Raw genomic sequence first — 23509 nt, forward strand, 5'->3', positions numbered from 1 at the left:
CCGATTAACGGGTCAACTGCCAGCCGCGCTCCCGCCATAACGCCGGGAGTTGGGCCAGGTCGTTAAACGGCGTTACCAGCGGACTTTCGATAGGCTGATTATGCGGATCGGCACAGAAGTAAAACACCGGAATACCGGCGGCGATCCCGGCTTGGGCACCGGCGGCGGAGTCATCCACCAGAATGCAGCGTTCAATGGGGACCTGCATTTTTTCGGCGGCGTGGAACAGGAGCGCGGGGTCCGGTTTCCAACGCTGGATGTCATAACCGCTGAACAATCGGTCATCAAAATAGTTCAGCATGCCGGTCAGGCCGAGCGAGTGCTGCATTTTGCTGACCGGGCCGTTGGAGACGGTGCATATCGGCGCGGCTACCTGCGCCAGCAGCTCGCGTGCACCGGTAATCTCCTGCAGCTCGCTGTCGAACAGGCGAGCCACTTCATGGCGATATAAGGGTTCCAATTCCTCTTTCGGTAGTGCTAAGCCGTGTTCCGCATTAACCTGCTCGATGATCTCGTACAGTTTTATTCCTTTGTATTTCCTGAACATCTCTTCCAGCGACAACTCTAGACCATAGTGAGCGAACATATGCACATAAGCCTTGCTGCACAGCACCTCGCTGTCTACCAGCGTGCCGTCGCAATCAAACAAAATGCAGTCAATTTGATTCATCAGGGTAAGCGTCCTTCAGTTAAGCGGCGATAAAGCCACTTTAACCGCATCAGGAAAGATTGCGACTCCTTAATCCACTTTGCCGATGAATATCAATAAATACAGTCCGTTGACTGCTATGGCCGTAAAGACGGCGAAAAAAACCTGTGACCGGCGTCAAAAGCCAGACTTTTTGTTATAGGATAGCCAGCGACTGTCCATTCCCTTCTTCGGAATTCTGATAATGAGCAAACCAGTATCTGGCCTTGACGTTGAACAAGGCTTGCTTGGGCGCGTGTTTAAACTCAAGCAGCATGGAACCACGGCGCGTACGGAAACGATTGCCGGTATTACTACCTTTTTGACCATGGTGTATATCGTGTTCGTTAACCCCCAGATCCTGGGCGCGGCGGGCATGGATACGCAGGCGGTGTTCGTAACAACCTGCCTGATTGCCGCTTTTGGCAGCATTTTTATGGGCCTGCTGGCTAACCTGCCGGTGGCGCTGGCACCGGCGATGGGCCTGAATGCGTTCTTCGCATTTGTGGTGGTTGGCGCTATGGGCATTTCATGGCAGATCGGCATGGGCGCTATTTTCTGGGGCGCAGTCGGTTTGTTGCTGCTGACCATTTTCCGTGTTCGTTACTGGATGATTGCCAACATTCCGATGAGCCTGCGGGTGGGGATCACCAGCGGTATCGGCCTGTTTATCGGCATGATGGGGCTGAAAAATGCCGGTATCGTGGTGGCCAACCCGGACACTCTGGTCACCATCGGTAGCCTGACCTCGCACAATGTGCTGTTGGGCGCGCTGGGCTTCTTTATTATCGCCGTGTTGTCATCACGCAATTTCCATGCGGCGGTGCTGGTTTCCATCGTGGTAACTACTCTGATCGGCTGGGCGCTGGGCGATGTCAAATACGGTGGCCTGTTCTCCATGCCACCGAACATTACCTCGGTGGTGGGCCAGGTCGATCTGGCCGGGGCGCTGAATATTGGCCTGGCCGGGGTGATCTTCTCCTTCATGCTGGTGAACTTGTTCGACTCCTCCGGTACCTTGATTGGCGTGACCGACAAGGCTGGACTGACCGACGACAAGGGCAAATTTCCGCGAATGAAACAGGCGCTGTATGTGGACAGCATCAGTTCGGTCGCCGGTTCGTTTGTCGGCACCTCTTCCGTCACCGCGTACATTGAAAGCTCTGCCGGCGTCTCCGTTGGCGGCCGCACCGGCCTGACTGCGGTGGTGACCGGTATTCTGTTCCTGCTGGTGATCTTCCTGTCACCGCTGGCGGGTATGGTGCCGGCTTATGCCGCCGCTGGTGCGCTGATTTACGTTGGCGTGCTGATGACATCCAGCCTGGCGCGCGTGAAATGGGACGATCTGACCGAGGCAGTGCCGGCGTTTGTCACTGCGGTGATGATGCCGTTCAGTTTCTCGATCACCGAAGGCATTGCGCTGGGCTTTATTTCTTACTGCGTGATGAAGCTCGGTACTGGCCGTTGGCGTGAAATCAGCCCCTGCGTGGTGGTCGTTGCGCTGTTGTTTGTGCTGAAGATTGTCTTTGTGGACGGTCATTAATACGACAAGGGCCGACGCTTGCCGGCCCTGTTATCTATGCCCCTGGCGTCGCGTCCGGCGCCTGATTCAATACCCACTGTAATGGCCGTTTGAAACGCGCCTGCCAGCCGCCTTCCGCGTTCTCCCCCTGGGGAAAATGCAGCGCCTCCACCTGATTGTTCTCGCTGAAAAGATTGGCGAAGTGCAGCGCCAGCGCCTGATCGCTGAAGTTTTGCCGATCGTAGTACGCCACCACGACCTTTTTGTGCGCCGCCAGCGATTGTTGCGCCGGTTTGATCCCGCCATTGGGGGCGATCAGCATTGCACCGGCATAAAACTGCGGATACCTGCTCAGCAGATTGGCGGCGTGCAACGCCCCTTGTCCGCGGGCCGTGAGGTAGATCTTTTGCGGATTAAGCTTTAATTCTTCCTGTGGCCGCAGGGCCTGTTGAATGGCGCTCTGGGTGCTTTCCTCGCTGTAGTTCGACCAGCGGAAGCTGTTTTCCGACAGCATCTGGGTGCCGTTGATCTCGATATAGGCGACGCCCATTTCACTGAACAGCAAGCGTTCTTCCGGGCTGATATTGGCGCCTTTGCCATAGCCGTGCAGGAACACCACCGTTGGCCATCCTCCTGGCGGAGGATCGCCCTTCGGTATGGCGTAGCTGGCTTTGCCTTCGAATAAATGGGCGTGCTGGAGGTAGCGGGCCTTGGTGGCGGCGAGGATCGACTGATAGGTGGCGCGGTGCTGGATGCTGTTAAAGGCGTCGTCTTCCAGCAACGTGTAGTAATACCACAACCCACGATTGGCGCTCAGTTGCAGATAGCGTTCAGCCAGCTCTGTCTGGCCCTTTTCAGCCGAAGAGGCCGCTAATTGATAGGGTGCCCATACGTTGCGTTCGTCTTCGCGCATCAGCGTTAAATAAAGCGACATGGCCCCGATTTTCTTGTCTTCGTGACTTTGGGCGGTACGCGGCAACTGGGTGTTCAGCGGGCTATGCGCAGGCAGCTCGATCGGCTCTTCCCCGGCGGGATAACGCATTTCTGCGGCGAGCAAAGGTCTGGTGAACAAAGCCAGTAATAAGGCTAAAATAAAAAAATACATAATTGCATAACTTTATTTTTTAATGGATTAGAGGGCGTTCTCTTACTGGAATAGCGCCTTCAACCTTTTCGTGACCGAAGGCGTCAAAAATAAAATTTACTTCAGGCGGCGGATATAGTCGCTGAATGCGGACAGCTGGCCGGTCAGGAAATCCAGCGTACCTTGTTCGATCAATTGCCCGGCCTGTGCATCCACTTTGTTCTGGATGACGCCGCCCATAAACTCCGGCTTGTTCATCACCATGGCGTCAAGGAATACCAGAATTTGACGCAGATGATATTGGCAACGCGCGCCGCCAATTGGTCCCATCGAGCTGGTCTGAATCGCTACCGGTTTACCGGCCAACGGCTGGTTCGGTAAGCGGGACAGCCAGTCAATGGCATTTTTCAACCCGCCCGGAACCGAGTAGTTATACTCCGGGGTTACGATGATCACGCCGTCAGCCTGACGGATTTGCGCGGCGATAGCTTCAACCGAAGCGGGGAAGCCTTCATCTTGTTGCACATCGGCATCATACAGCGGGATATCACGGATAGAGGGAAGCGCTTCGATGGTCACTCCCTGGGGGGCGAGGTCCGGCAGCGCCCGGGCCACCATGGCATTGTAAGAACCTTTGCGCAGGCTGCCGAGCAGGGTGACTATTTTTAAGGCTTGGTCTGACATGGTGATTCTCCCTTTCGAATGAACAGATTCAGCTTAGAACACCTGCCGATAGTAGGGCAAACATGGCGGTGAGAATAGCCAATTCCTGCATATTTGCCTGCCTTTACAATTTTATTCAGAAATTAATAGGTTAAAGAAAGTTTTATCTTGTCTTTTTCGCCATAAACCGCCGATGTCAGCGGTGATGAGCCAGGCTGGTCAGCTTTACAAAGCGGGTGGAGATAGCGGGAGCGCGTGATGAAATCTCGCCGTACTTTTGCAGACCTTTGTGCTCCTCGTACTGCCAGCACACTAGCTGGTCAAGATTGGGTTCATGCGCGCAGGCCCAGCTCAAATACTCGTCGGCATCGCTCATCACCTGAACCTGGGGCGTGGCACTGGAGCGAAGATGGCCGGAAAAGGGGTGCAGCAGCAGCGTTGATTGCCCGCTATTTCCCAGACCGGAAAGTTTCAACACGCTCTGCCGGATGCTCCACAGCTGGGTTTCCGCTTCCAGCCTATCGTATTGTGCACTGATCCAGGCAGTCTCTGCCGGTGACTGATATTGGTGTTGCAGTTTTTTTTGCTGGCCGCCGCGCGCGCGCATGACCTCTATATCCAACCCTACCTTGCCTTCATTGCTAAGCAAGACGCCTACCGTATCGCTGGCATAGGCAAGACTGAAGTCAGGCAGGTGGTTGTCGGCAAAACAGGGGCGCCCGGTGGGTGTGGTGGCTATCAGTGGAAGTGTCGGCAGCCCATAAAGATAAAACATCATCTCGGCGAGCAGGATGCGTCCCCGAAGGAAACGCTGGCGGCGTTTAACGGAAAAATCAGCGGTCGCGGTCAACACCTCGACGGATAATCTGTGGGTATCCAGGGCGGCGCTAGCGGGGATCCATCGGGCAAAATGACATGCCATTGTTCACTCCATGACAGAGAGGGCTCTGATAACGCAGGAGTGTTAGATTAAGCATAAGTCACGGATTTATCATTAAAAAACAGTATGAGGTTTATCCTATTTATCTGTTTTTTGAATGTCATTGTCCGGCGGCGCGTCACTCCACCATTGTATCAGCGAGGCATTAGGCGTCAGATCAAAATGCGGTTTACCGAGCAAATGATTGAGGATGCGGGCAGAGCGCCAGGCCATCAGGCTCAGGCCGCCTTCAGCGCTGCCGTGGCTGTGGATGCCGGCATTCACCGCATAAATCCGATTCTGCTCCGGCCCTTGCCACTCAAGGTTAAAATCCGGTAACAGCGGCAGGTGTTGCTGGCTGTCGAAGGGGATGCGCGGCAACAGCGGTTTCAGACAGGAAGGCAGCGAAGGGCGGTAGCCGGTAGCCAAAATGACCACGTCGGCATTAAATCCCTCCTGGCGGTTCTCCAGACCGTGCCGGGTGCGCAACTGGAAATCCTTCCCCGTTGGCTCGATCGCCAGCAGCGTACGGTGTGGCAACAGGCGCACGTTGCGCGTTTGGTGCATCACGTCAAAACGCATGTACAGTTCGCGATACAGAGTGCGCAGCGTATGGTTACTGATGCCGTCGGCGGGCAGCTTCTGCGCCTTGATTTCCCGTTCGCGGATATCCCGCGGCAGCGTATAGAAGTAATCGACGTATTCCGGAGTGAAATACTCGTTGGTGAAGGCGGATTCATCCAGAGGCTGGAAGTTGGGCCGGCGGGAAAGCCAATCCAACTGAGCGGGCTCACCCCAATGCCCGCGCAGCGCATTGAGGAAGATGTCAGCGCCGCTTTGGCCACCGCCCACCACCATCACTCGTTTGCCGGTAAGATCTGGGTTACGGAGGGCGATCTCTGCGGCATGCAGGCAATTCTCCCCCAGCGCCGGGTAAAATTCATCGGGGATCCAGGGATCGTGGCCGGTACCCAGGCAGATGTTCTTCGCCCACAGGGTCTGATTGATGGTGCGTACCTCGAACAGCCCCTGATCATCGTCGAAGTCAACGCTCTCTACGGACTGTGAAAACTGCAGCCCGTCTAATCTGTCGCAGGCCCAGCTCAGATAATCGGAGAATTCTTCGCGGCTGATAATTTGCTGCTCGGTGATCAAGAAACGGTAAATCTTTTTCTGTTCTACCAGGTAGTTGATAAACGAGAACTGGCTGCGCGGGCTGACGGCGGTAACCAGGTCCTGCAGGACGTAAGTCTGCATATAGGCGGAAGGCAGCAGCATGCCGGGATGCCAGCGAAAGCTCGCGTTGCGATCGAGAAAGGCGTAGTTAACGGCACCGCTTTCGAAGGCCATGGCCGCCAGGCTGAGATTGAAAGGACCCAGCCCCACGCCAAGTAAGTCCAGAGGTTCGTTCATTTTTTCTTATCTCTCCCGACAAAAATAGCTGAGATAAGCTTAGGTGATTTTTGGCAAGCCAGGGGAGATAGCGATTCTTGTTCAGTGGTATGGCGGTAAAAACTAATGTGCTTATTAGCGTTTTATTCCAGAACGAAAGTGTCTCCCGTCGCCGGTGATATCATCTCCGGCAGCCACAGCCGTCCCCATGAACCGGTACAATGGCACCCCATGAGCTTATCGGGTTTTTGCTGATTCAGAAAATGCCTGACCTGCCATAACAGGCGCGGTGATGCGCAGCGCAGGTGGAAACCGCCGATCAACGCATGGATCTTATTGACCCCGGTGATCTTTTGGCAGTGGCGCACGATGTTAATGATCCCGCGATGTCCACAGCCGGTAATAATCACCAACCCACGATCGGACTTATAAATCAGTACACCCTCGTCGCTAACGTAATCCACCGCCTCAGTGTTGCCACTGATCACTCCATAGGCTTTTGGCTCGGCAACCGCAATTTCCCCGGACCAGATAAAACGTTCGCTGATATGCAGTGGTTCACGGCTGTATTCCATACGATGCCGTGAGTAATCGATATCCAGCGATAATTTTTTGATTTTCCGGTTTTTACCCAGCAGTTTCACCGCCGAATAGCGTTCATTGGCGATCTGCGGATGGCAGATAATACGGCTGTTATCGGGTAACCAGGGGACGCCACCGCAGTGGTCATAATGGCCATGTGACAGCAGCGTCGCGGTTAGCCCAGACAGATCGACGCCCATCAGTTCTGCGTTATGCAGGAAACTGCTATCAGGGCCGGTATCGAACAAAACCGAGTCCGTTTCATCCTGAATCAACAGGCTGAGCCCGGCTTTCACTCGCAGCGATTTGTCCACGCCGGTGGCGCGGCGGTTTTCCAGTAACACCCTGAGAGTTAATGCCATGCCTGTTCTTTCCTTAGAGGGATTGGTTTACTTGCCGATGCAGAAGCTGGAAAAAATGCGTCCCAGCAGGTCATCTGAGGTAAATTCGCCGGTGATTTCACTCAGCGCTTGCTGCGCCAGGCGCAGTTCCTCGGCCAGCAACTCCCCCGCGTAAGCGCTCACTAACTGCTCTTTGCCCTCGACCAGGTGCTGGGCCGCTTGTTCAAGCGCCTGCAGGTGGCGACGGCGGGCCAGGAAGCCGCCTTCCATATTGCTGGTGAAACCCATGCTCTGTTTCAAATGATCACGCAGCAGGTCGATGCCTTCGCCGGTACGTGCCGAAAGGCGAATAAGTGAGTGACCATTCACTTCAGTCATACCCAGCGTTTCACCGGTGATATCGGCTTTGTTGCGCACCACGGTGATCGGCAGGCTGTGTGGCAGGCGTGCCATAAATTCTGGCCAAATCTCTGCCGGTTCGGTTGCGGCGGTGGTGGTGCCGTCAACCATAAACAGCACGCGGTCTGCCTGTTCAATCTCGTTCCACGCACGTTCGATACCGATGCGCTCCACTTCGTCGCTGGCTTCACGCAGACCGGCGGTGTCGATGATGTGCAGCGGCATACCGTCGATGTGAATATGCTCGCGCAGCACGTCGCGGGTGGTGCCGGCAATGTCGGTGACGATCGCCGCATCGCGGCCGGCTAACGCATTGAGCAGGCTTGATTTACCGGCATTTGGCCGCCCGGCGATCACCACCTTCATCCCTTCACGCAGCAGGCTGCCCTGACGTGCCTCGGCACGTACGTTATCCAGATCGGCCATCACGCCGTTGAGCTGCGCTTCGATTTTACCGTCCGACAGGAAGTCGATTTCTTCATCGGGGAAGTCGATCGCCGCTTCCACGTAGATTCGCAGGTGAGTAAGTGCTTCCACAAGATGGTGGATGCGGGTGGAAAACGCCCCCTGCAATGAGTTCATTGCGGAACGCGCTGCCTGTTCGGAACTGGCGTCGATCAGATCGGCAATCGCCTCGGCCTGCGCTAAATCCAGCTTGTCGTTAAGGAAGGCGCGTTCGGAAAATTCGCCGGGCCGCGCAATGCGCACACCGGGCAGTGCCAGCACCCGCTTCAGCAGCAGATCGAGGATTACCGGCCCACCGTGGCCCTGCAGTTCCAGCACGTCTTCACCGGTAAACGAGTTTGGGCCGGGGAACCACAGAGCGATGCCCTGATCCAGGGTGGCGCCTTCGGCGTCGCGAAAAGGCAGATAATCGGCGTATCGTGGCTTCGGCAATTTACCAAGCAGGGCCTGGGCGGCGTCCTTCGCGCCACGACCGGAAATGCGCAAAATGCCGACGCCGCCGCGTCCCGGCGGGGTGGCTTGGGCTACGATGGTATCGGTAGTGCTGCTCATAACGGTTCTCTCTGACGATTCAATATGCAAAAAGGCGGTCTAAATGACCGCCTCTTATCTTTCGCTGCAAGGGTTCAGTGTGCCGAACCCCTACAATACGCTTAGGTCTTTTTCTTGTCGCGGCTGTGTAAGCCACGTTTTTCCAGGCCGCGGTAAATCAGCTGCTGCTGGAGGATGGTAACCAGGTTACTGACGATGTAGTACAGCACCAGACCAGACGGGAACCACAGGAAGAACACTGTGAAGATTACCGGCATAAAGGTCATGATTTTCTGCTGCATCGGGTCAGTCACGGTGGTTGGCGACATCTTCTGGATGAAGAACATCGTCACGCCCATCAGGATTGGCAGGATGTAGTACGGGTCTTGCGCCGACAGGTCATGGATCCACAGGGCGAACGGCGCATGGCGCAGCTCAACCGAGCCCATCAACATGTAGTACAGCGCCAGGAAGATTGGCATCTGGATAACCAGCGGCAGACAACCTCCCAACGGGTTCACTTTCTCGGACTTGTACAGCGCCATCATTTCCTGACTCATGCGCTGTTTGTCATCACCGATACGCTCACGCATCGCCTGCAGTTTTGGCTGCAGCATGCGCATTTTCGCCATCGAGGTGTACTGCGCTTTGGTCAGCGGGTACATGATGCCGCGCACGATGAAGGTGATGATGATAATCGAGAAGCCCCAGTTACCGATGAAGCCGTGGATGAACTTCAGCAGTTTGAACAGCGGCTGGGAGATGAACCACAACCAACCGTAATCCACGGTCAGGTCCAGATGCGGCGCCAGTTGGGCCATCTGATCCTGCAGTTCCGGGCCAACCCACAAGGTGGCATTCAGCTGCTGCTGCGCACCAGGTTGTACCACAACCGGGGTAGATTTGAAGCCGATGGTGGACAGGTTGTCGCCAGGTTTGGCGGTATAGAAGGTATTGCTGCCCTGAGTTGCCGGCACCCACGCTGTGGCGAAGTACTGTTGCAGCATCGCAACCCAACCGCCCTGAGTGGTGACATTCAGGTTCTCGTCCTTGTCGAACGCGTATTTCTGGTACTTGTCTTCGCTGGAAGAGTACGCCGCACCACGGAAGGTGTGCAGAGCGAAGTTATTGCTGCCGGTGTCGCGGTGCTTAGGCAGTTCTGTCGTCTGCTTCAGTTGGCCGAACAGGGTCAGTTCCAGCGGAGCGGTGCTTTTGTTGTCGACGTTGTAGTCAACGCCAACCGCGTAATGATTACGCTTGAGCACGAAAGTCTTGGTGTAAACCGCACCGTCTTTGCCGGTGAAGGTCAGCGGAATGCGCAACTCATCCTGGCCTTCCGGCAGGGTGTAGCTGTCCTGCGCCGCCTGGAACAGAGGACGATCGCCGTTTGCCGGGTTATCCGGGCCGTTTCTGCCGGTCAGGCCGCTTTGCGCCTGATAAACAAATGACGGGGTGTTTTCCAGCAGTTGGAATGGAGTCGATGAACCCAGGGTATCCGGGTAGGCCAACAGTTTAGCCTGCTCGATATCACCACCACGTGTGTTGATGGTCAGCGACAGCACGTCAGTGTTAACGGTAATCAGTTTACCCTGGCCACTGGCGGGCACAGCCTGGCTTGCGGCATCACCGGTAGCAGTGTTCGAAGTCTGTTGCGTGGTCTGGGCGACTGGTTGCGGAGCGTTGTCCGTTTGCCAGGCTTGCCAGATCATGAAAGACACGAACAGCAGAGCGATGAGGAGAAGATTGCGTTGCGAATCCATCGTTAGTGTTCTCTGTTATCGTCGGTTTTCGGCGGCACGGGATCATCGCCACCTGGGTTCAAGGGGTGGCATTTTAATACGCGTTTCAATGCTAACCAACTGCCTTTTATCATGCCAAACCTGCTTAATGCCTCAATTGCGTAATGAGAACATGTCGGCTGGAAGCGACAACGAGGCCCAAGCAGCGGACTGATGACGAGCTGGTAAGCCCGCACCAGCCCGATCAGGATGCGGGAGCCTGGCGACAGTGGCGACGCCATAATTTTTCCAAAGCTTCCGTCAACGCGCGGTTATCCAAATCCGCTATCCCTTTTTTGGCCACCACGACAAAATCCATCGCCGGTAACTCGTGCTGGCGTAAACGGAAGCTCTCGCGGGTAAGGCGTTTGATCCGGTTGCGTTCATGCGCGCGTTTGACGTGTTTTTTGGCGACGGTAAGACCGATGCGGGGATGCCCCAGCTGGTTCAGGCGGCCGAGGATGGTGATTTGCGGCGTGCCGGCCCGTTGTGGCTGCTGGAAGACGAAAGTGAAATGAGTGGGAGTTAACAAACGTAACTCCCTGGGAAAAGCGAGCTTAACCACTCAGCGGGTTAGCTTTTATTACTTAGAAACAGACAGACGAGTACGGCCTTTCGCACGACGGCGGGCCAGAACTTGACGACCATTTTTGGTGGCCATACGAGCACGGAAACCGTGGCTACGGTTGCGCTTCAATACGGACGGTTGGAAAGTGCGTTTCATGGCGATTTCTACCTAAACTTAAAATAAGGACATAAGTCAAATGCGTTTGGCTACTCGGCGTGAAAGCTACCGACGCCTCAATCGCAATATATAAAGAGGCGGGATTGTAATAATTGTACAGTCCTGAGTCAATTCACATCGCGCGAGCCTACCTGGTTGTCTGCCAATACGGAGTAAAATCCGGTCTTGGCTCGTGGTCACAGCTGAATCCTGTCTGGCTAATGACTCACCATAAGGAACCAGGTATCACACGTAGGGCGAATATTATACGGACTCGGGGGGAAACCGCAAGGATCCTGAAGCGATCCTTGCGCTTAAAGCCCAGGATCCTTCGTGGATAACAGGGTATAACCGGTTGACAATGTAAAAAACGCCGCTCCTCGGGCGGGATCTCGCCTGTAATTTAACGCGGGTGGCGAAAAGATCGCCGCAGGCCGGGGCCTGTGGATAAAATGGATCTAATCTGTGATGAAGGGGAGGATCTCTTGCTCGGATTGCGCTATGATCCGTCATTCCGATCGCGATCTCTCAAGCGGGGATCGTGGGGGACATAAACCGTGAAAGGCGGTTCGCATGCCCCACTGGTGTTCAGCCGATGCCGGGCATGTGTCAAAAATCATGAGTTATAAAAAATTAGCCTGATTCTTTTCTTTTATTGATCTTGTTCGAGTGGAGTCCGCCGTGTCACTTTCGCTTTGGCAGCAGTGTCTTGCCCGATTGCAGGATGAGTTACCTGCCACAGAATTTAGTATGTGGATACGCCCATTGCAGGCGGAACTGAGTGACAACACCCTGGCGCTTTATGCGCCCAATCGCTTTGTGCTGGATTGGGTTCGCGATAAATACTTAAACAATATCAATGGTCTGTTGAATGACTTCTGCGGTACGGATGTCCCTTTGCTGCGTTTTGAAGTCGGCAGCAAACCGCTCACCCAAATCATCAGCCAGACCGTCACCGAAAGCCGCAGCGCACCAAGCGCGCCGGTGGTGCGCACCGTGGCGCCTTCCCGGCCAAGCTGGGATAACGCGGCGCCCCAGCCCGAACTTTCTTACCGCTCCAACGTTAACCCAAAGCACACCTTTGATAACTTTGTTGAGGGTAAATCCAACCAACTGGCGCGCGCGGCGGCTCGTCAGGTGGCGGATAACCCGGGTGGCGCCTATAACCCGCTGTTTTTGTATGGCGGCACCGGCCTGGGTAAAACTCACCTGTTGCATGCGGTCGGTAATGGCATCATGGCGCGCAAGGCCAATGCCAAAGTGGTCTATATGCACTCTGAACGCTTTGTGCAGGACATGGTAAAAGCCTTGCAGAACAACGCCATTGAAGAATTTAAGCGTTACTACCGTTCGGTCGACGCGCTGCTGATCGATGACATCCAATTTTTTGCCAACAAAGAGCGTTCGCAGGAAGAGTTCTTCCATACCTTTAACGCCTTGTTGGAAGGCAATCAGCAGATTATCCTGACCTCGGATCGTTATCCCAAAGAGATTAACGGGGTTGAGGATCGCCTCAAATCTCGCTTCGGTTGGGGTCTGACGGTAGCGATCGAACCGCCGGAGCTGGAAACCCGCGTGGCGATCCTGATGAAAAAGGCCGACGAGAACGATATCCGTCTGCCGGGCGAAGTGGCGTTTTTCATCGCCAAGCGCCTGCGTTCCAACGTGCGTGAGCTTGAAGGGGCGCTGAACCGCGTAATTGCCAACGCAAACTTTACCGGCCGTGCCATTACCATTGATTTCGTGCGTGAAGCGCTGCGCGATCTGTTGGCGCTGCAGGAAAAGCTGGTCACCATCGACAATATTCAAAAGACGGTGGCGGAGTACTATAAAATTAAAGTCGCGGATTTGTTGTCCAAGCGGCGCTCGCGTTCGGTTGCCCGTCCACGCCAGATGGCGATGGCGCTGGCAAAAGAACTCACCAACCACAGCCTGCCAGAAATCGGCGATGCGTTTGGTGGCCGCGACCATACCACGGTGTTGCACGCCTGCCGGAAGATTGAGCAGTTGCGTGAGGAAAGTCACGACATCAAAGAAGATTTCTCCAATTTAATCAGAACATTATCTTCCTAGCGCTATGAAATTTATCGTTGAACGTGAGCATCTGCTAAAACCGCTGCAACAGGTGAGCAGCCCGTTGGGCGGCCGCCCAACGCTGCCAATTCTGGGTAACCTGCTGCTGCAGGTGACGGAAGGCTCCCTGCTGTTGACCGGTACCGATCTGGAAATGGAGATGGTGGCGCGCGTTGCCCTGTCCCAGCCCCATGAAGCGGGCGCGACTACCGTCCCCGCGCGTAAATTCTTTGATATCTGCCGTGGTCTGCCCGAAGGGGCCGAGATCACCGTAACGCTTGAAAGCGAACGTATGTTGGTGCGTTCCGGCCGCAGCCGCTTCTCGCTCTCTACGCTGCCGGCGGCGGATTTCCCGAACCTGGACGACTGGCAGAGCGAAGTTGAATTTACTCTGCCGCAGGCGACGTTGAAGCGTCTGATTGAGGCCACGCAGTTCTCGATGGCTCATCAGGACGTGCGCTACTACTTAAACGGCATGCTGTTCGAAACCGAAGGTGAAGAACTGCGTACCGTGGCGACCGACGGTCACCGCCTGGCGGTATGTTCAATGCCTATCGGGCAGCAATTGCCTTCGCATTCGGTGATCGTGCCGCGCAAAGGGGTGATGGAGCTGGTGCGTCTGCTGGACGGTGGCGATACGTTGTTGCAGTTGCAGATCGGCAGCAACAACATCCGCGCTCACGTCGGTGATTTTATCTTCACTTCCAAGCTGGTTGACGGCCGTTTCCCTGATTATCGCCGCGTATTGCCGAAGAATCCGGACAAAACGCTGGAAGCCGGCTGCGATCTGCTCAAGCAGGCGTTTGCCCGAGCGGCCATTTTGTCGAACGAAAAGTTCCGCGGCGTGCGTCTGTATGTGAGCCAGAACCAGCTCAAGATCACCGCCAACAACCCTGAGCAGGAAGAAGCTGAAGAGATCCTCGATGTCAGCTACGACGGCACCGAGATGGAAATTGGTTTCAACGTCAGCTACGTGCTGGATGTGTTGAATGCGCTCAAGTGTGAAGATGTGCGTCTGCTGTTGACCGATTCGGTTTCCAGCGTGCAGATCGAAGACGGTGCGAGTCAGGCTGCGGCGTACGTCGTCATGCCGATGCGGTTGTAGAAATTATCGGGCTATCATACTTGCCCCTTTGCGATTGGGCAGTGCTCGCAATCCTCACGTACTCTGTGTACGCTCCGGTTGCTGCGCGCTGGCCGCACGCAAATGGCCTGCGACGATTACGCCCTGGGTTGTTCGATGATTAAGATAACTGCAGCATGGCTCTGACGCGTTTACTGATTAAAGATTTCCGCAATATTGAAGCGGCGGATTTGGCTCTGGCGCCGGGATTCAATTTCCTGGTTGGGGCCAACGGCAGTGGGAAAACCAGCGTACTTGAGGCGGTGTATACCCTTGGCCACGGGCGCGCGTTTCGCAGCCTGCAGGCCGGCAGGGTGATCCGCCACGACCAGCCGGAGTTCATTTTGCACGGCCGCATTGACGGCGCAGAACGTGAAATATCCGTAGGATTAAGCAAGAGCCGTCAGGGGGACAGCAAGGTACGTATCGATGGCAGCGACGGCCACAAAGTGGCTGAACTGGCGCAACTATTGCCGATGCAGCTGATCACCCCCGAAGGTTTTACCCTGCTAAACGGCGGGCCGAAATTCCGGCGCGCCTTCCTGGACTGGGGTTGTTTTCATAACGAACCCGGTTTTTTCACCGCCTGGAGCAACCTGAAAAGGTTACTGAAGCAGCGCAATGCCGCGCTGCGCCAGGTCAGTCGCTATGCGCAGCTCCGCGCCTGGGATCAGGAATTGATCCCGCTGGCCGAGCGTATCAGCGAGTGGCGGGCAGCCTACAGCGACGCGATTGCCGCGGATATCACCGCGACATGCGCGCAGTTCTTGCCCGAATTTGCCCTGAGTTTCTCTTTCCAGCGCGGCTGGGACAAAGAGAGCGACTACGGAGAGCTGCTGGAGCGCCAGTTTGAGCGCGACAGGGCGTTAACCTATACCGCAGTGGGGCCGCATAAGGCGGACTTCCGCATACGTGCCGACGGCACGCCGGTAGAGGATTTGTTATCGCGCGGTCAGCTGAAACTGCTGATGTGCGCGTTGCGCTTAGCGCAGGGTGAGTTTCTCACCCGGCAGAGCGGGCGGCGTTGCCTGTATCTGATTGATGATTTTGCCTCCGAGCTGGACACCGGCCGTCGCCGGTTACTGGCCGATCGCCTGAAAGCCACCCAGGCCCAGGTCTTTGTCAGCGCCGTGAGCGCTGAGCAAGTGACCGATATGGCCGGTGAAAAGGGCAAGATGTTCCGCGTGGAACAAGGTAAAATAGAGGTTCAACCACAGGACTAAAATGAGCGAGAAACGTTGATGTCGAATTCTTATGACTCCTCAAGTATCAAGGTATTAAAAGGGCTGGATGCGGTGCGTAAGCGCCCGGGCATGTATATCGGCGACACCGATGATGGCACCGGTCTGCACCACATGGTATTCGAGGTTGTGGACAACGCTATCGACGAAGCACTCGCTGGCCACTGTAGTGACATTCAGGTGGTCATCCATGCCGATAACTCTGTTTCGGTACAGGATGATGGTCGCGGTATCCCGACCGGTATTCACGAAGAGGAAGGGGTTTCCGCAGCGCAGGTGATCATGACCGTGCTGCATGCCGGCGGCAAATTTGACGACAACTCCTACAAGGTATCCGGCGGCCTGCACGGCGTGGGTGTCTCCGTTGTTAACGCCCTGTCGGAGAAACTGGAACTGGTGATCCGCCGTGAAGGCAAGGTGCATGAACAGACCTATGCCATGGGTGAACCGCAGGCACCGCTGAAAGTGGTCGGTGAAACCGATCAGACCGGCACCACGGTGCGTTTCTGGCCAAGCTATGAAACCTTCACCAACAATACCGAATTTGAGTACGATATTCTGGCCAAGCGCCTGCGTGAGCTGTCTTTCCTTAACTCCGGCGTGTCTATCCGCCTGAAAGACAAACGCACGGACAAAGAAGACCACTTCCACTACGAAGGCGGTATCAAGGCGTTTGTTGAGTATCTGAACAAAAATAAAACCCCAATCCACCCCAACGTGTTCTATTTCTCCACCGTGAAAGACGATATCGGTGTGGAAGTGGCGTTGCAGTGGAACGACGGTTTCCAGGAAAACATCTACTGCTTCACCAACAACATCCCGCAGCGTGATGGCGGTACCCATCTGGTCGGTTTCCGTACCGCGATGACCCGTACCCTGAACAGCTACATGGATAAAGAAGGCTACAGCAAAAAGGCTAAAATCAGCGCCACCGGCGATGATGCGCGTGAAGGCCTGATTGCCGTGGTTTCGGTGAAGGTGCCGGATCCCAAGTTCTCTTCTCAGACCAAAGACAAGCTGGTTTCCTCCGAGGTGAAAACCGCGGTTGAAACGCTGATGAACGAAAAGCTGGTCGATTATCTGATGGAAAACCCGGGCGATGCGAAAATCGTCGTCGGTAAAATCATCGATGCGGCGCGTGCCCGTGAAGCGGCGCGTAAAGCGCGTGAAATGACCCGTCGTAAAGGCGCGTTGGATCTGGCCGGCCTGCCGGGCAAACTGGCGGACTGCCAGGAACGTGACCCTGCGCTGTCCGAACTGTACCTGGTGGAAGGGGACTCTGCGGGCGGCTCTGCCAAGCAGGGGCGTAACCGTAAAAACCAGGCGATTTTGCCGCTGAAAGGTAAAATCCTCAACGTCGAGAAGGCGCGCTTCGACAAGATGCTGTCTTCGCAAGAAGTGGCGACGCTGATCACCGCGCTGGGCTGCGGCATTGGCCGCGACGAGTACAACCCGGACAAGCTGCGCTACCACAGCATCATCATCATGACCGATGCCGACGTCGACGGTTCGCACATCCGTACGCTGCTGTTGACCTTCTTCTACCGCCAGATGCCGGAAATCATTGAGCGTGGCCATGTGTTCATTGCCCAGCCGCCGCTGTACAAGGTGAAAAAAGGTAAGCAGGAACAGTACATCAAAGATGACGAGGCGATGGATCAGTACCAGATCGCCATCGCGATGGACGGCGCAACCCTGCATACCAATGCCAGCGCGCCGGCGCTTGCCGGTGAACCATTGGAAAAACTGGTGGCCGAGCACTACAGCGTGCAGAAGCTGATCGGTCGTATGGAACGCCGTTACCCGCGCGCGCTCCTGAACAACCTGATCTACCAGCCAACCCTGAATGAAAGCGATCTGACCGATCAGAGCAAAGTCCAGACATGGATTGAATCGCTGGTAAAACTGCTGAACGATAATGAGCAGCACGGCAGCAGCTATGACTCGGTGATCTTCGAAAATCGCGAACGCCAGATGTTTGAGCCGGTGCTGCGCATCCGTACCCACGGTGTGGATACCGACTATCCTCTGGATTTCGAGTTCTTCCACGGCGGCGAATACCGCAAAATCTGCCTGCTGGGCGAAAAACTGCGCGGTCTGATCGAAGAAGATGCCTTCATCGAACGCGGCGAGCGCCGTCAACCGGTAGACAGCTTCGAGCAAGCGCTGGAGTGGCTGGTGAAAGAGTCACGCCGTGGCCTGTCGGTACAGCGTTATAAAGGTCTGGGCGAAATGAACCCTGAGCAGCTGTGGGAAACCACCATGGATCCGGAAAGCCGCCGCATGCTGCGCGTGACCGTGAAGGACGCCATCGCTGCCGATCAGCTGTTCACCACCCTGATGGGGGATGCGGTCGAACCGCGTCGTGCCTTTATCGAAGAAAATGCCCTGAAAGCGGCAAATATCGATATCTAACGCATTAATGGCTGTGAAAATCCGCGCCGGGTGACTTGCGCGGATTTTTTTACGCCTTTTTTGGCGCTGACAACGCGGGCTGAAACGCGTTAGCATGGGAAAAAACCACTGGGAGAAGCTGGAATGGCTATTGAACTGATTGCGATCGATATGGACGGCACGTTGCTTAATCCGCAGCACCAGATAACGCCTGCGGTGAAGCAGGCCATCACCGAGGCGCGCCGCAAAGGGGTTCACGTGGTGCTGGCTACCGGGCGGCCTTACGTCGGCGTTCAGGATTATCTGCGTCAGTTGGATATCCAGGGCTCCGGTGATTTCTGCATTACCTACAACGGCGCGCTGGTGCTGCAGGCGGTCGACGGCGCCTGCATCCTGCAGGAAACCCTGGGCTTCGAGGATTATCTCCACTTCGAGCAGATGGCGCGGGAGTTTGGCGTCCACTTCCAGGCGTTCGATTTCGATACCCTGTATACCCCGAACAAAGATATCGGCAAATACACCGTGCACGAGTCGGAAATGACCGGCATTCCGTTGAAATACCGCAGCGTAGAGGAGATGGATCGCCAGACTCGCTTCCCGAAGTTGATGATGATCGACGAGCCGGAACTTTTGGATCATGCCATTGCGCGCATTCCTCCTGAGACTCGGGAGCGCTACACCATCCTGAAAAGCGCGCCTTACTTCCTGGAGATTTTGCATAAACGGGTTGATAAGGGCACCGGGGTGAAAATGCTGGCAGAACACCTCGGCATTGCGCAGGAAAACGTGATGGCATTGGGCGATCAGGCCAATGATACCGCGATGATCGAGTACGCCGGCGTTGGCGTAGCGATGGGCAATGCCATCCCGGAACTGAAAGCGGCGGCGCAGTTCGTGACTACCAACAACACTGAAGACGGCGTGGCGCGCGCCATCGAGAAGTTCGTGCTGAACGCCTGAGGCGTTGTTGCACCCCAGGGGCGCGCCTGCGCCCCTGAAGCGCGCTAGAGCCGTGCTAAAATGCCTTTCACAATCTGGACGTCCTGAATCGCCAGCCCGGTAAGATCGGCAATAGTGATTTGTTGCGGGCTGCTGCGCAGCCTTCCCCCCTGCGCCAGAGCTGCGCCAAATTCAACGATCGGTTTTGATGTCAGCAAACCTTGCCGATAAGCGGTGGCGATCTCGCCATACTCGGCACACTGCGACAAAGCATCAACCAGCAACAGATCCGCTCTGGCCACCAAATCGGTCGCCAACTCCTGCTTGCCGTTGGCGTCTGCGCCAATCGCCGTAATATGGGTGCCAGGCTGAATATCCGCCGCCTGCAAAATGGGCTCGCGGCTGGGGGTGGTGGTGACAATCAGCCGACAATGCGCCGCCAGCTCCGCCGCATCCTGCGTGGTATGCACCCGGAAACCCTCGGCTTCGGCATCGTGGCGAAAGGCTTGCAGAGCCGGGTCGCTACGCCCCCACACCCAGACTTCACGGCACGGAGTGAGTGGTTTTAGCTGCTGCAGCTGCAACCGGGCCTGCATGCCGCAGCCGACGATGCCGATCGCCGGGATGTCCGCAGGGGCGCACAGCTCGGCGGCGATACGCCCTGCCAGCGCGGTACGTAACGCGGTCAGCCAGCCTTCGTCCAGCAGCAGCGCCTGCGGTTCGCCGGTCAACGCAGAGAAGGCCATCAGCAACCCCTGATTGCTGGCCAACCCTTGCGCCGGGTTGCGGTAAAAACCGGCGGACACCTTGACGACAAACTGCTCATCGCCTTCCAGCCACGCCGATTTAATACAGCAGTCGCCTGCGGCCTGCTCAAACAGGAAATGCTGTACCGGCGGCTGTTGCACCTGTTGCCTTGAGTAAGCAATAAATCCAGATTTAAGCAGTGATGTGATGCTATCTGCGTCGAAACTGTCAATTATCTGTTGCTGGTTAATGATTTTCATCGGCAATGGCCTTGAGATATTTCTCCAGCACGATGTTTTTTCCGCACAGTACTACCGCCACTTTTTTTCCCTGAAATTCCGGTGCCAGTTTGATGGCCGCCGCCAGGGCCACCCCGGCAGCGCCTTCAATAATCCAGCGATCGCTGGCGGCAATCTGGCGCATCGCCCGTTTGATTTCCTTTTCACTGACCAGAATTTTGCGGTCGATCAGCCGCTGGCACAGTGGGAAGGTAATGGCGTTAGGTTCCACACCGCCGGCGGTACCGTCGGACAAGGTCTCCTGTTCTTCTACCGGGAAGATATGGCCGGCTTCCAGCGCGCTGTACATGCTGGTGGCATTCTCTGGCCAACAGGCTATCAGCTGGGTTTTCGGCGACAGTTGCTTCAGTACGGTGCCAATACCTGAAATATAGCCACCGCCGCCTACGGCGATAATCACCGCATCCAGATCCGGCTGCTGTTCGATCAGCTCCATGCCGCAGGTGCCCTGGCCGGCGATCACTTGCTCGTCGTTATAAGGGGAGACATACACTTTGCCCTGTTCCTGGGCCGCCTTCTCGCCTGCCTGTTCCGCTTTCAGAGCGTCCCCCGGCACCGTCACGACTTTACCGCCCAAAGCGCGGATGGTTTCAAGCTTGATCGCGGCGGCGGTTTCCGGCGCATAGACCGTCACGTTGACGCCCATCAGTTTGCCCGCCAGCGCCATCGCCTGGCCGTGATTACCGCTGGAGGCGGCGATCACCCCGCGTTGACGCTGCTCGTCACTCAGCAGCCGCAGTTTATTGCTGGCACCGCGAAACTTGAATGAACCGGTTGGCTGCAGATGATCGCATTTCAGATACAGCTCGCAACCCAGCTGTTGCGACAACAGCACACTGCGCTCCAGCGGAGTCACGCGTACCTGGGGACGCAACTGCTGATGGGCGGAAACAATTGCGTCAAATAAGCTGCTCATACCGGTTCCTTTTATTTTTCATCGAGTTGATGGCCATTTCTGGCCTGAGTTGCCACATGGGCATTAATTATTGATATAGACTAAAAAATCCATATTGTACTTTATTGTATTTATTGTAAACCCCTTCACCGACGGAAAATGCCCTGATGGGCGATGTGAAGCCATTGTCCAATCCGGTAAGATGGTGACTTAGCGCCAGCATGTGCAGGGGAGCCGTCATGAGCTATCGGGAAAAACAGCTGACTTTTGATCCGCGTGGACACCAGTTAACCAATATCAACGTCTGGACGCCAGACAGCCAGTGGCTGGCTTACGACGTGCGTCCGAACGGCGCTTCCTTTACCGGCCTGAGTATTGAACGGGTGAATGCCAACAGCGGCAAGGTAGAGGTGGTATATCGCGCCCAGCACGGCGCACATGTGGGTGTGGTAACCGTCAGTCCGGACGCGCCGGCCCGTTACGCTTTTATTCACGGCCCGGAACACCCGGACAGCGTTTGGCATTACGATTTTCATCACCGCCGTGGCGTGGTCGTCAGCGAACCGGATCGTGAACTGGCCATTACTCTCGATGCGATGGATATCACCGCGCCCTATACCCCCGGGGCGCTGCGCGGCGGCACTCATGTCCACGTCTTCAGCCCGGACGGCAGCCGCCTGAGTTTTACCTATAACGACCATGTGATGCATGAGTTGGACCCGGCACTGGATTTGCGTAACGTCGGTGTGGCTGTGCCGTTGCAGGGCGTAAATCCACCCAAGCAACACCCGCGTGAATATGATGGCAGCCATTACTGCGTGCTGGTCAGTGAGACCACGCCACAACCGCAGCCGGGCAGTGACCAGATTAGCCGTGCCTATGAAGAGGGTTGGGTCGGACAATGCGGCTATGCCCGGCCTGATGGACGCCAACAGCGTTGGGCACTGGCGTTTATCGGCGATACGCGTTCCGCTGCCGACGAAAAGTTGCCGGAAGTGTTTATTGTCGACCTGCCGTACGACGACGCCGATTACGCCAAAGCCGGTTCCCGACCGCTGCAGGGCACCTCGAGCCATTTACCCGCTCCCCCTTTGGGCGTGCGCCAGCGTCGCCTGACCTTTACTGGCCGGCGTCGTTACCCGGGTGTCGTCACCGTGCCGCGCCATTGGCTGCGCAGCTCGCCTGATGGCAGCATGATTGCCTTTCTGATGAAGGATGACGAGGGCGTAGTGCAACTGTGGACGGTTTCGCCGAACGGCGGTGAGCCGTGCCAAATTACCCGGGGCGAACACGGGATCCAGTCTGCGTTCAGTTGGCACCCGCAGGGTGGGCGGATCGCGCTGGTGTGTGATAACAGCCTGATGTTGTGCGAGGTGGCCAGCGGCCGCATGCAGCGTCTGACGCAACGCACTGCGCTGCCGCCGTCGGGCGATGCCATTGTTTTTTCGCCGGACGGTAACCACGTGGCATTTATGCGCGAGGTTGAGGGGTTCAGCCAGATTTTTGTGGCTGAGGTGTGATCAGGACGCGGGCCGGGCAGCCCGCGCAAGGTCTCTTAATGTGCGGCTACGTTGGCTGCATGGCTGGGATCGCCGCTGGCTGCCAGGTTCTGCTCTTCGCCGCGCAGGATGCGTGCTTTCGGTGAGTCGGCGGTGTCGTCGCTGCCGGAGCGCATATAGTCGTACGGCAGCAGTACGGTGTCCATCACGGCTGAGAAGGGCAGATCCAATACCACCAACGGCATCATCGCCCAACTGGTGTTGTCGTCCTTCAGCATACCCACGCTGGCGCGGGTACCTGGATAGTAGCCCTGATTCGGGCCGGTGTGGCTCATGACGCTGGAGCAGCCGTTGGTTGCCAGCAGTATGAAACTGGTTGCTATCACTTTTATCGTTTTCATTATTCCATCCTGCAGGGTGCTGTTCCCCAAAATTTGCTGATCTATAACATCTTGTCGATGTTTTAAAAGGAGCAAGGTCACGCTCTGTGGCGGCTCTCTCACTTTATTGTAAGGGATAAAAAAACTTTCGCCGAACTGATTGTCATTTTTTTGATCGCAGCCGGTTGAAATGATGAAATCAACCCCCATTTTCTTATCAGAAACAAATTAAGAATTTGCCGTAAGGAAATTCTTATTATTAGTCTGTCCAGAGTGGAAGGCTTAATTATTAAACCTCGCTGAAGTGCCTTAGGAGGCTGTTTTATGCGCAATTTCGATCTTTCCCCGCTATACCGTTCCGCCATTGGTTTTGACCGTTTGTTTAGCGCGCTTGAGGCCGGGCAGAGCCAGGGGAATGGTGGCTACCCACCTTATAATGTTGAGCTGGTGGATGAAAATCATTATCGCATTGCGATCGCGGTGGCCGGGTTTGCCGAGCAGGAACTGGAGATCACCACCCAGGACAATTTGCTGATTGTGCGTGGCGCCCATAATAATGAACCTGCTGAAAGAACCTACTTATATCAAGGTATTGCCGAGCGAAACTTCGAGCGTAAATTCCAGCTGGCCGAGCATATCAAAATTAAAGGTGCGAAGCTGGAAAATGGGTTGTTGTATATCGATATGGAGCGCATCGTGCCGGAAACATTAAAACCGCGCCGGATTGAAATTAAATAATTCTTATTTCATCAGCGAAACGTCTCGCTGGTGTTAAATGTTAACTTGCCCGCCGTCAGGGGGCGCTTAAACATCATCTCGCTTCATAGAAGG

The 23509-nt window shown here is 55.8% G+C and carries 22 protein-coding genes; 8 read left to right on the top strand and 14 right to left on the bottom strand.

Going from position 1 to position 23509, the window contains the following annotated elements:
* Window positions 1-4: 4 nt before the first annotated feature.
* Window positions 5-670: a 6-phosphogluconate phosphatase gene (gene yieH, locus QZQ97_RS19645; protein ID WP_311994818.1), complete on the bottom strand. Its 666-nt coding sequence runs from the start codon at window positions 668-670 to the stop codon at window positions 5-7.
* A gap of 223 nt (window positions 671-893) precedes the next feature.
* Here yieH and QZQ97_RS19650 point away from each other — a divergent pair, with 223 nt between their 5' ends.
* Window positions 894-2231: an NCS2 family permease gene (locus QZQ97_RS19650; RefSeq protein WP_311994819.1), complete on the top strand. Its 1338-nt coding sequence runs from the start codon at window positions 894-896 to the stop codon at window positions 2229-2231.
* A gap of 34 nt (window positions 2232-2265) precedes the next feature.
* Here QZQ97_RS19650 and QZQ97_RS19655 read toward each other — a convergent pair whose 3' ends face one another.
* From QZQ97_RS19655 to rpmH, 10 genes are all read right to left on the bottom strand, one after another.
* Window positions 2266-3315: an alpha/beta hydrolase gene (locus QZQ97_RS19655; protein ID WP_311994820.1), complete on the bottom strand. Its 1050-nt coding sequence runs from the start codon at window positions 3313-3315 to the stop codon at window positions 2266-2268.
* A 96-nt stretch (window positions 3316-3411) separates the two neighbouring features.
* Entirely contained in the window at window positions 3412-3978 is a 567-nt protein-coding gene (locus QZQ97_RS19660; RefSeq protein ID WP_311994821.1) for an NADPH-dependent FMN reductase, read from the bottom strand.
* 175 nt (window positions 3979-4153) lie between these two features.
* Entirely contained in the window at window positions 4154-4879 is a 726-nt protein-coding gene (locus tag QZQ97_RS19665) for a 4'-phosphopantetheinyl transferase family protein (RefSeq protein ID WP_311994822.1), read from the bottom strand.
* 96 nt (window positions 4880-4975) lie between these two features.
* Window positions 4976-6289, bottom strand: a complete 1314-nt coding sequence (locus QZQ97_RS19670; RefSeq protein ID WP_311994823.1) for a lysine N(6)-hydroxylase/L-ornithine N(5)-oxygenase family protein — start codon at window positions 6287-6289, stop codon at window positions 4976-4978.
* Between the two features lie 122 nt (window positions 6290-6411).
* Window positions 6412-7212 carry an MBL fold metallo-hydrolase gene (locus QZQ97_RS19675; RefSeq protein WP_311994824.1) on the bottom strand — a complete coding sequence of 267 codons (801 nt, stop codon included), beginning with the start codon at window positions 7210-7212 and terminating at the stop codon, window positions 6412-6414.
* A 27-nt stretch (window positions 7213-7239) separates the two neighbouring features.
* Window positions 7240-8607 (bottom strand): tRNA uridine-5-carboxymethylaminomethyl(34) synthesis GTPase MnmE, encoded by a 1368-nt coding sequence (gene mnmE / locus QZQ97_RS19680; RefSeq protein WP_311994825.1) that lies wholly within the window; start codon window positions 8605-8607, stop codon window positions 7240-7242.
* 101 nt (window positions 8608-8708) lie between these two features.
* Window positions 8709-10346, bottom strand: a complete 1638-nt coding sequence (gene yidC, locus QZQ97_RS19685; protein WP_311994826.1) for a membrane protein insertase YidC — start codon at window positions 10344-10346, stop codon at window positions 8709-8711.
* Window positions 10347-10348: 2 nt separating this feature from the next.
* A complete protein-coding gene (yidD, locus tag QZQ97_RS19690) occupies window positions 10349-10606 on the bottom strand; it encodes a membrane protein insertion efficiency factor YidD (RefSeq protein WP_004933881.1) in 258 nt (85 codons plus the stop codon).
* Entirely contained in the window at window positions 10570-10929 is a 360-nt protein-coding gene (rnpA, locus tag QZQ97_RS19695; protein ID WP_004950547.1) for a ribonuclease P protein component, read from the bottom strand. Before rnpA ends, yidD begins: the two co-directional genes overlap by 37 nt.
* A gap of 18 nt (window positions 10930-10947) precedes the next feature.
* The gene (rpmH, locus tag QZQ97_RS19700; RefSeq protein ID WP_005976668.1) at window positions 10948-11088 is read right to left on the bottom strand and encodes a 50S ribosomal protein L34; all 141 of its coding nucleotides are present in this window, start codon (window positions 11086-11088) and stop codon (window positions 10948-10950) included.
* Window positions 11089-11769: 681 nt separating this feature from the next.
* Between rpmH and dnaA the strand changes: the two genes are divergently transcribed.
* The 5 genes from dnaA to yidA all read left to right on the top strand — a co-directional run bounded on the left by dnaA (window position 11770) and on the right by yidA (window position 18879).
* The gene (gene dnaA / locus QZQ97_RS19705; protein ID WP_006321767.1) at window positions 11770-13161 is read left to right on the top strand and encodes a chromosomal replication initiator protein DnaA; all 1392 of its coding nucleotides are present in this window, start codon (window positions 11770-11772) and stop codon (window positions 13159-13161) included.
* Window positions 13162-13165: 4 nt separating this feature from the next.
* Window positions 13166-14266 carry a DNA polymerase III subunit beta gene (dnaN, locus tag QZQ97_RS19710; RefSeq protein ID WP_006321766.1) on the top strand — a complete coding sequence of 367 codons (1101 nt, stop codon included), beginning with the start codon at window positions 13166-13168 and terminating at the stop codon, window positions 14264-14266.
* Between the two features lie 155 nt (window positions 14267-14421).
* Window positions 14422-15507: a DNA replication/repair protein RecF gene (gene recF / locus QZQ97_RS19715; RefSeq protein ID WP_261432855.1), complete on the top strand. Its 1086-nt coding sequence runs from the start codon at window positions 14422-14424 to the stop codon at window positions 15505-15507.
* 18 nt (window positions 15508-15525) lie between these two features.
* Entirely contained in the window at window positions 15526-17940 is a 2415-nt protein-coding gene (gene gyrB / locus QZQ97_RS19720; protein WP_311994827.1) for a DNA topoisomerase (ATP-hydrolyzing) subunit B, read from the top strand.
* A 123-nt stretch (window positions 17941-18063) separates the two neighbouring features.
* On the top strand, window positions 18064-18879 hold the full coding sequence (gene yidA, locus QZQ97_RS19725) for a sugar-phosphatase (protein ID WP_311994828.1): 816 nt from the start codon (window positions 18064-18066) through the stop codon (window positions 18877-18879).
* A gap of 44 nt (window positions 18880-18923) precedes the next feature.
* On the opposite strand, the gene QZQ97_RS19730 is transcribed toward yidA, so the two are convergent.
* Window positions 18924-19865 (bottom strand): ornithine cyclodeaminase family protein, encoded by a 942-nt coding sequence (locus QZQ97_RS19730; RefSeq protein WP_311994829.1) that lies wholly within the window; start codon window positions 19863-19865, stop codon window positions 18924-18926.
* Window positions 19852-20820: a threonine/serine dehydratase gene (locus QZQ97_RS19735; RefSeq protein ID WP_311994830.1), complete on the bottom strand. Its 969-nt coding sequence runs from the start codon at window positions 20818-20820 to the stop codon at window positions 19852-19854. The genes QZQ97_RS19730 and QZQ97_RS19735 overlap by 14 nt, the downstream gene beginning before the upstream one ends.
* 218 nt (window positions 20821-21038) lie before the next feature.
* On the opposite strand from QZQ97_RS19735, the gene QZQ97_RS19740 reads away from it, so the two are divergent.
* Window positions 21039-22319 (top strand): DUF3748 domain-containing protein, encoded by a 1281-nt coding sequence (locus QZQ97_RS19740; protein ID WP_311994831.1) that lies wholly within the window; start codon window positions 21039-21041, stop codon window positions 22317-22319.
* A gap of 35 nt (window positions 22320-22354) precedes the next feature.
* Here the strand turns inward: QZQ97_RS19740 and QZQ97_RS19745 are convergent, their stop codons facing one another.
* Window positions 22355-22699, bottom strand: a complete 345-nt coding sequence (locus tag QZQ97_RS19745) for a YceK/YidQ family lipoprotein (protein ID WP_311994832.1) — start codon at window positions 22697-22699, stop codon at window positions 22355-22357.
* Between the two features lie 303 nt (window positions 22700-23002).
* Here QZQ97_RS19745 and ibpA point away from each other — a divergent pair, with 303 nt between their 5' ends.
* Window positions 23003-23416 carry a small heat shock chaperone IbpA gene (ibpA, locus tag QZQ97_RS19750; RefSeq protein WP_311994833.1) on the top strand — a complete coding sequence of 138 codons (414 nt, stop codon included), beginning with the start codon at window positions 23003-23005 and terminating at the stop codon, window positions 23414-23416.
* Window positions 23417-23509: the final 93 nt, after the last annotated feature.

The sequence above is a fragment of the Serratia sp. root2 genome, assembly GCF_031931805.1.
GTDB classification, from domain to species: domain Bacteria; phylum Pseudomonadota; class Gammaproteobacteria; order Enterobacterales; family Enterobacteriaceae; genus Serratia; species Serratia inhibens.

Excerpts from the sequence above, each read along its gene's own strand:
- yidA (WP_311994828.1), top strand. The coding sequence starts at position 18,064 with ATGGCTATTGAACTGATTGCGATCGATATGGACGGCACGTTGCTTAAT.
- recF (WP_261432855.1), top strand. The coding sequence starts at position 14,422 with ATGGCTCTGACGCGTTTACTGATTAAAGATTTCCGCAATATTGAAGCG.
- QZQ97_RS19740 (WP_311994831.1), top strand. The coding sequence starts at position 21,039 with ATGAGCTATCGGGAAAAACAGCTGACTTTTGATCCGCGTGGACACCAG.
- yidD (WP_004933881.1), bottom strand. The coding sequence starts at position 10,606 with ATGGCGTCGCCACTGTCGCCAGGCTCCCGCATCCTGATCGGGCTGGTG.
- QZQ97_RS19675 (WP_311994824.1), bottom strand. The coding sequence starts at position 7,212 with ATGGCATTAACTCTCAGGGTGTTACTGGAAAACCGCCGCGCCACCGGC.
- QZQ97_RS19655 (WP_311994820.1), bottom strand. The coding sequence starts at position 3,315 with ATGTATTTTTTTATTTTAGCCTTATTACTGGCTTTGTTCACCAGACCT.
- dnaN (WP_006321766.1), top strand. The coding sequence starts at position 13,166 with ATGAAATTTATCGTTGAACGTGAGCATCTGCTAAAACCGCTGCAACAG.
- QZQ97_RS19660 (WP_311994821.1), bottom strand. The coding sequence starts at position 3,978 with ATGTCAGACCAAGCCTTAAAAATAGTCACCCTGCTCGGCAGCCTGCGC.
- QZQ97_RS19730 (WP_311994829.1), bottom strand. The coding sequence starts at position 19,865 with ATGAAAATCATTAACCAGCAACAGATAATTGACAGTTTCGACGCAGAT.
- gyrB (WP_311994827.1), top strand. The coding sequence starts at position 15,526 with ATGTCGAATTCTTATGACTCCTCAAGTATCAAGGTATTAAAAGGGCTG.
- yieH (WP_311994818.1), bottom strand. The coding sequence starts at position 670 with ATGAATCAAATTGACTGCATTTTGTTTGATTGCGACGGCACGCTGGTA.
- ibpA (WP_311994833.1), top strand. The coding sequence starts at position 23,003 with ATGCGCAATTTCGATCTTTCCCCGCTATACCGTTCCGCCATTGGTTTT.
- QZQ97_RS19735 (WP_311994830.1), bottom strand. The coding sequence starts at position 20,820 with ATGAGCAGCTTATTTGACGCAATTGTTTCCGCCCATCAGCAGTTGCGT.
- rpmH (WP_005976668.1), bottom strand. The coding sequence starts at position 11,088 with ATGAAACGCACTTTCCAACCGTCCGTATTGAAGCGCAACCGTAGCCAC.
- yidC (WP_311994826.1), bottom strand. The coding sequence starts at position 10,346 with ATGGATTCGCAACGCAATCTTCTCCTCATCGCTCTGCTGTTCGTGTCT.
- mnmE (WP_311994825.1), bottom strand. The coding sequence starts at position 8,607 with ATGAGCAGCACTACCGATACCATCGTAGCCCAAGCCACCCCGCCGGGA.
- QZQ97_RS19650 (WP_311994819.1), top strand. The coding sequence starts at position 894 with ATGAGCAAACCAGTATCTGGCCTTGACGTTGAACAAGGCTTGCTTGGG.
- QZQ97_RS19745 (WP_311994832.1), bottom strand. The coding sequence starts at position 22,699 with ATGAAAACGATAAAAGTGATAGCAACCAGTTTCATACTGCTGGCAACC.
- QZQ97_RS19665 (WP_311994822.1), bottom strand. The coding sequence starts at position 4,879 with ATGGCATGTCATTTTGCCCGATGGATCCCCGCTAGCGCCGCCCTGGAT.
- QZQ97_RS19670 (WP_311994823.1), bottom strand. The coding sequence starts at position 6,289 with ATGAACGAACCTCTGGACTTACTTGGCGTGGGGCTGGGTCCTTTCAAT.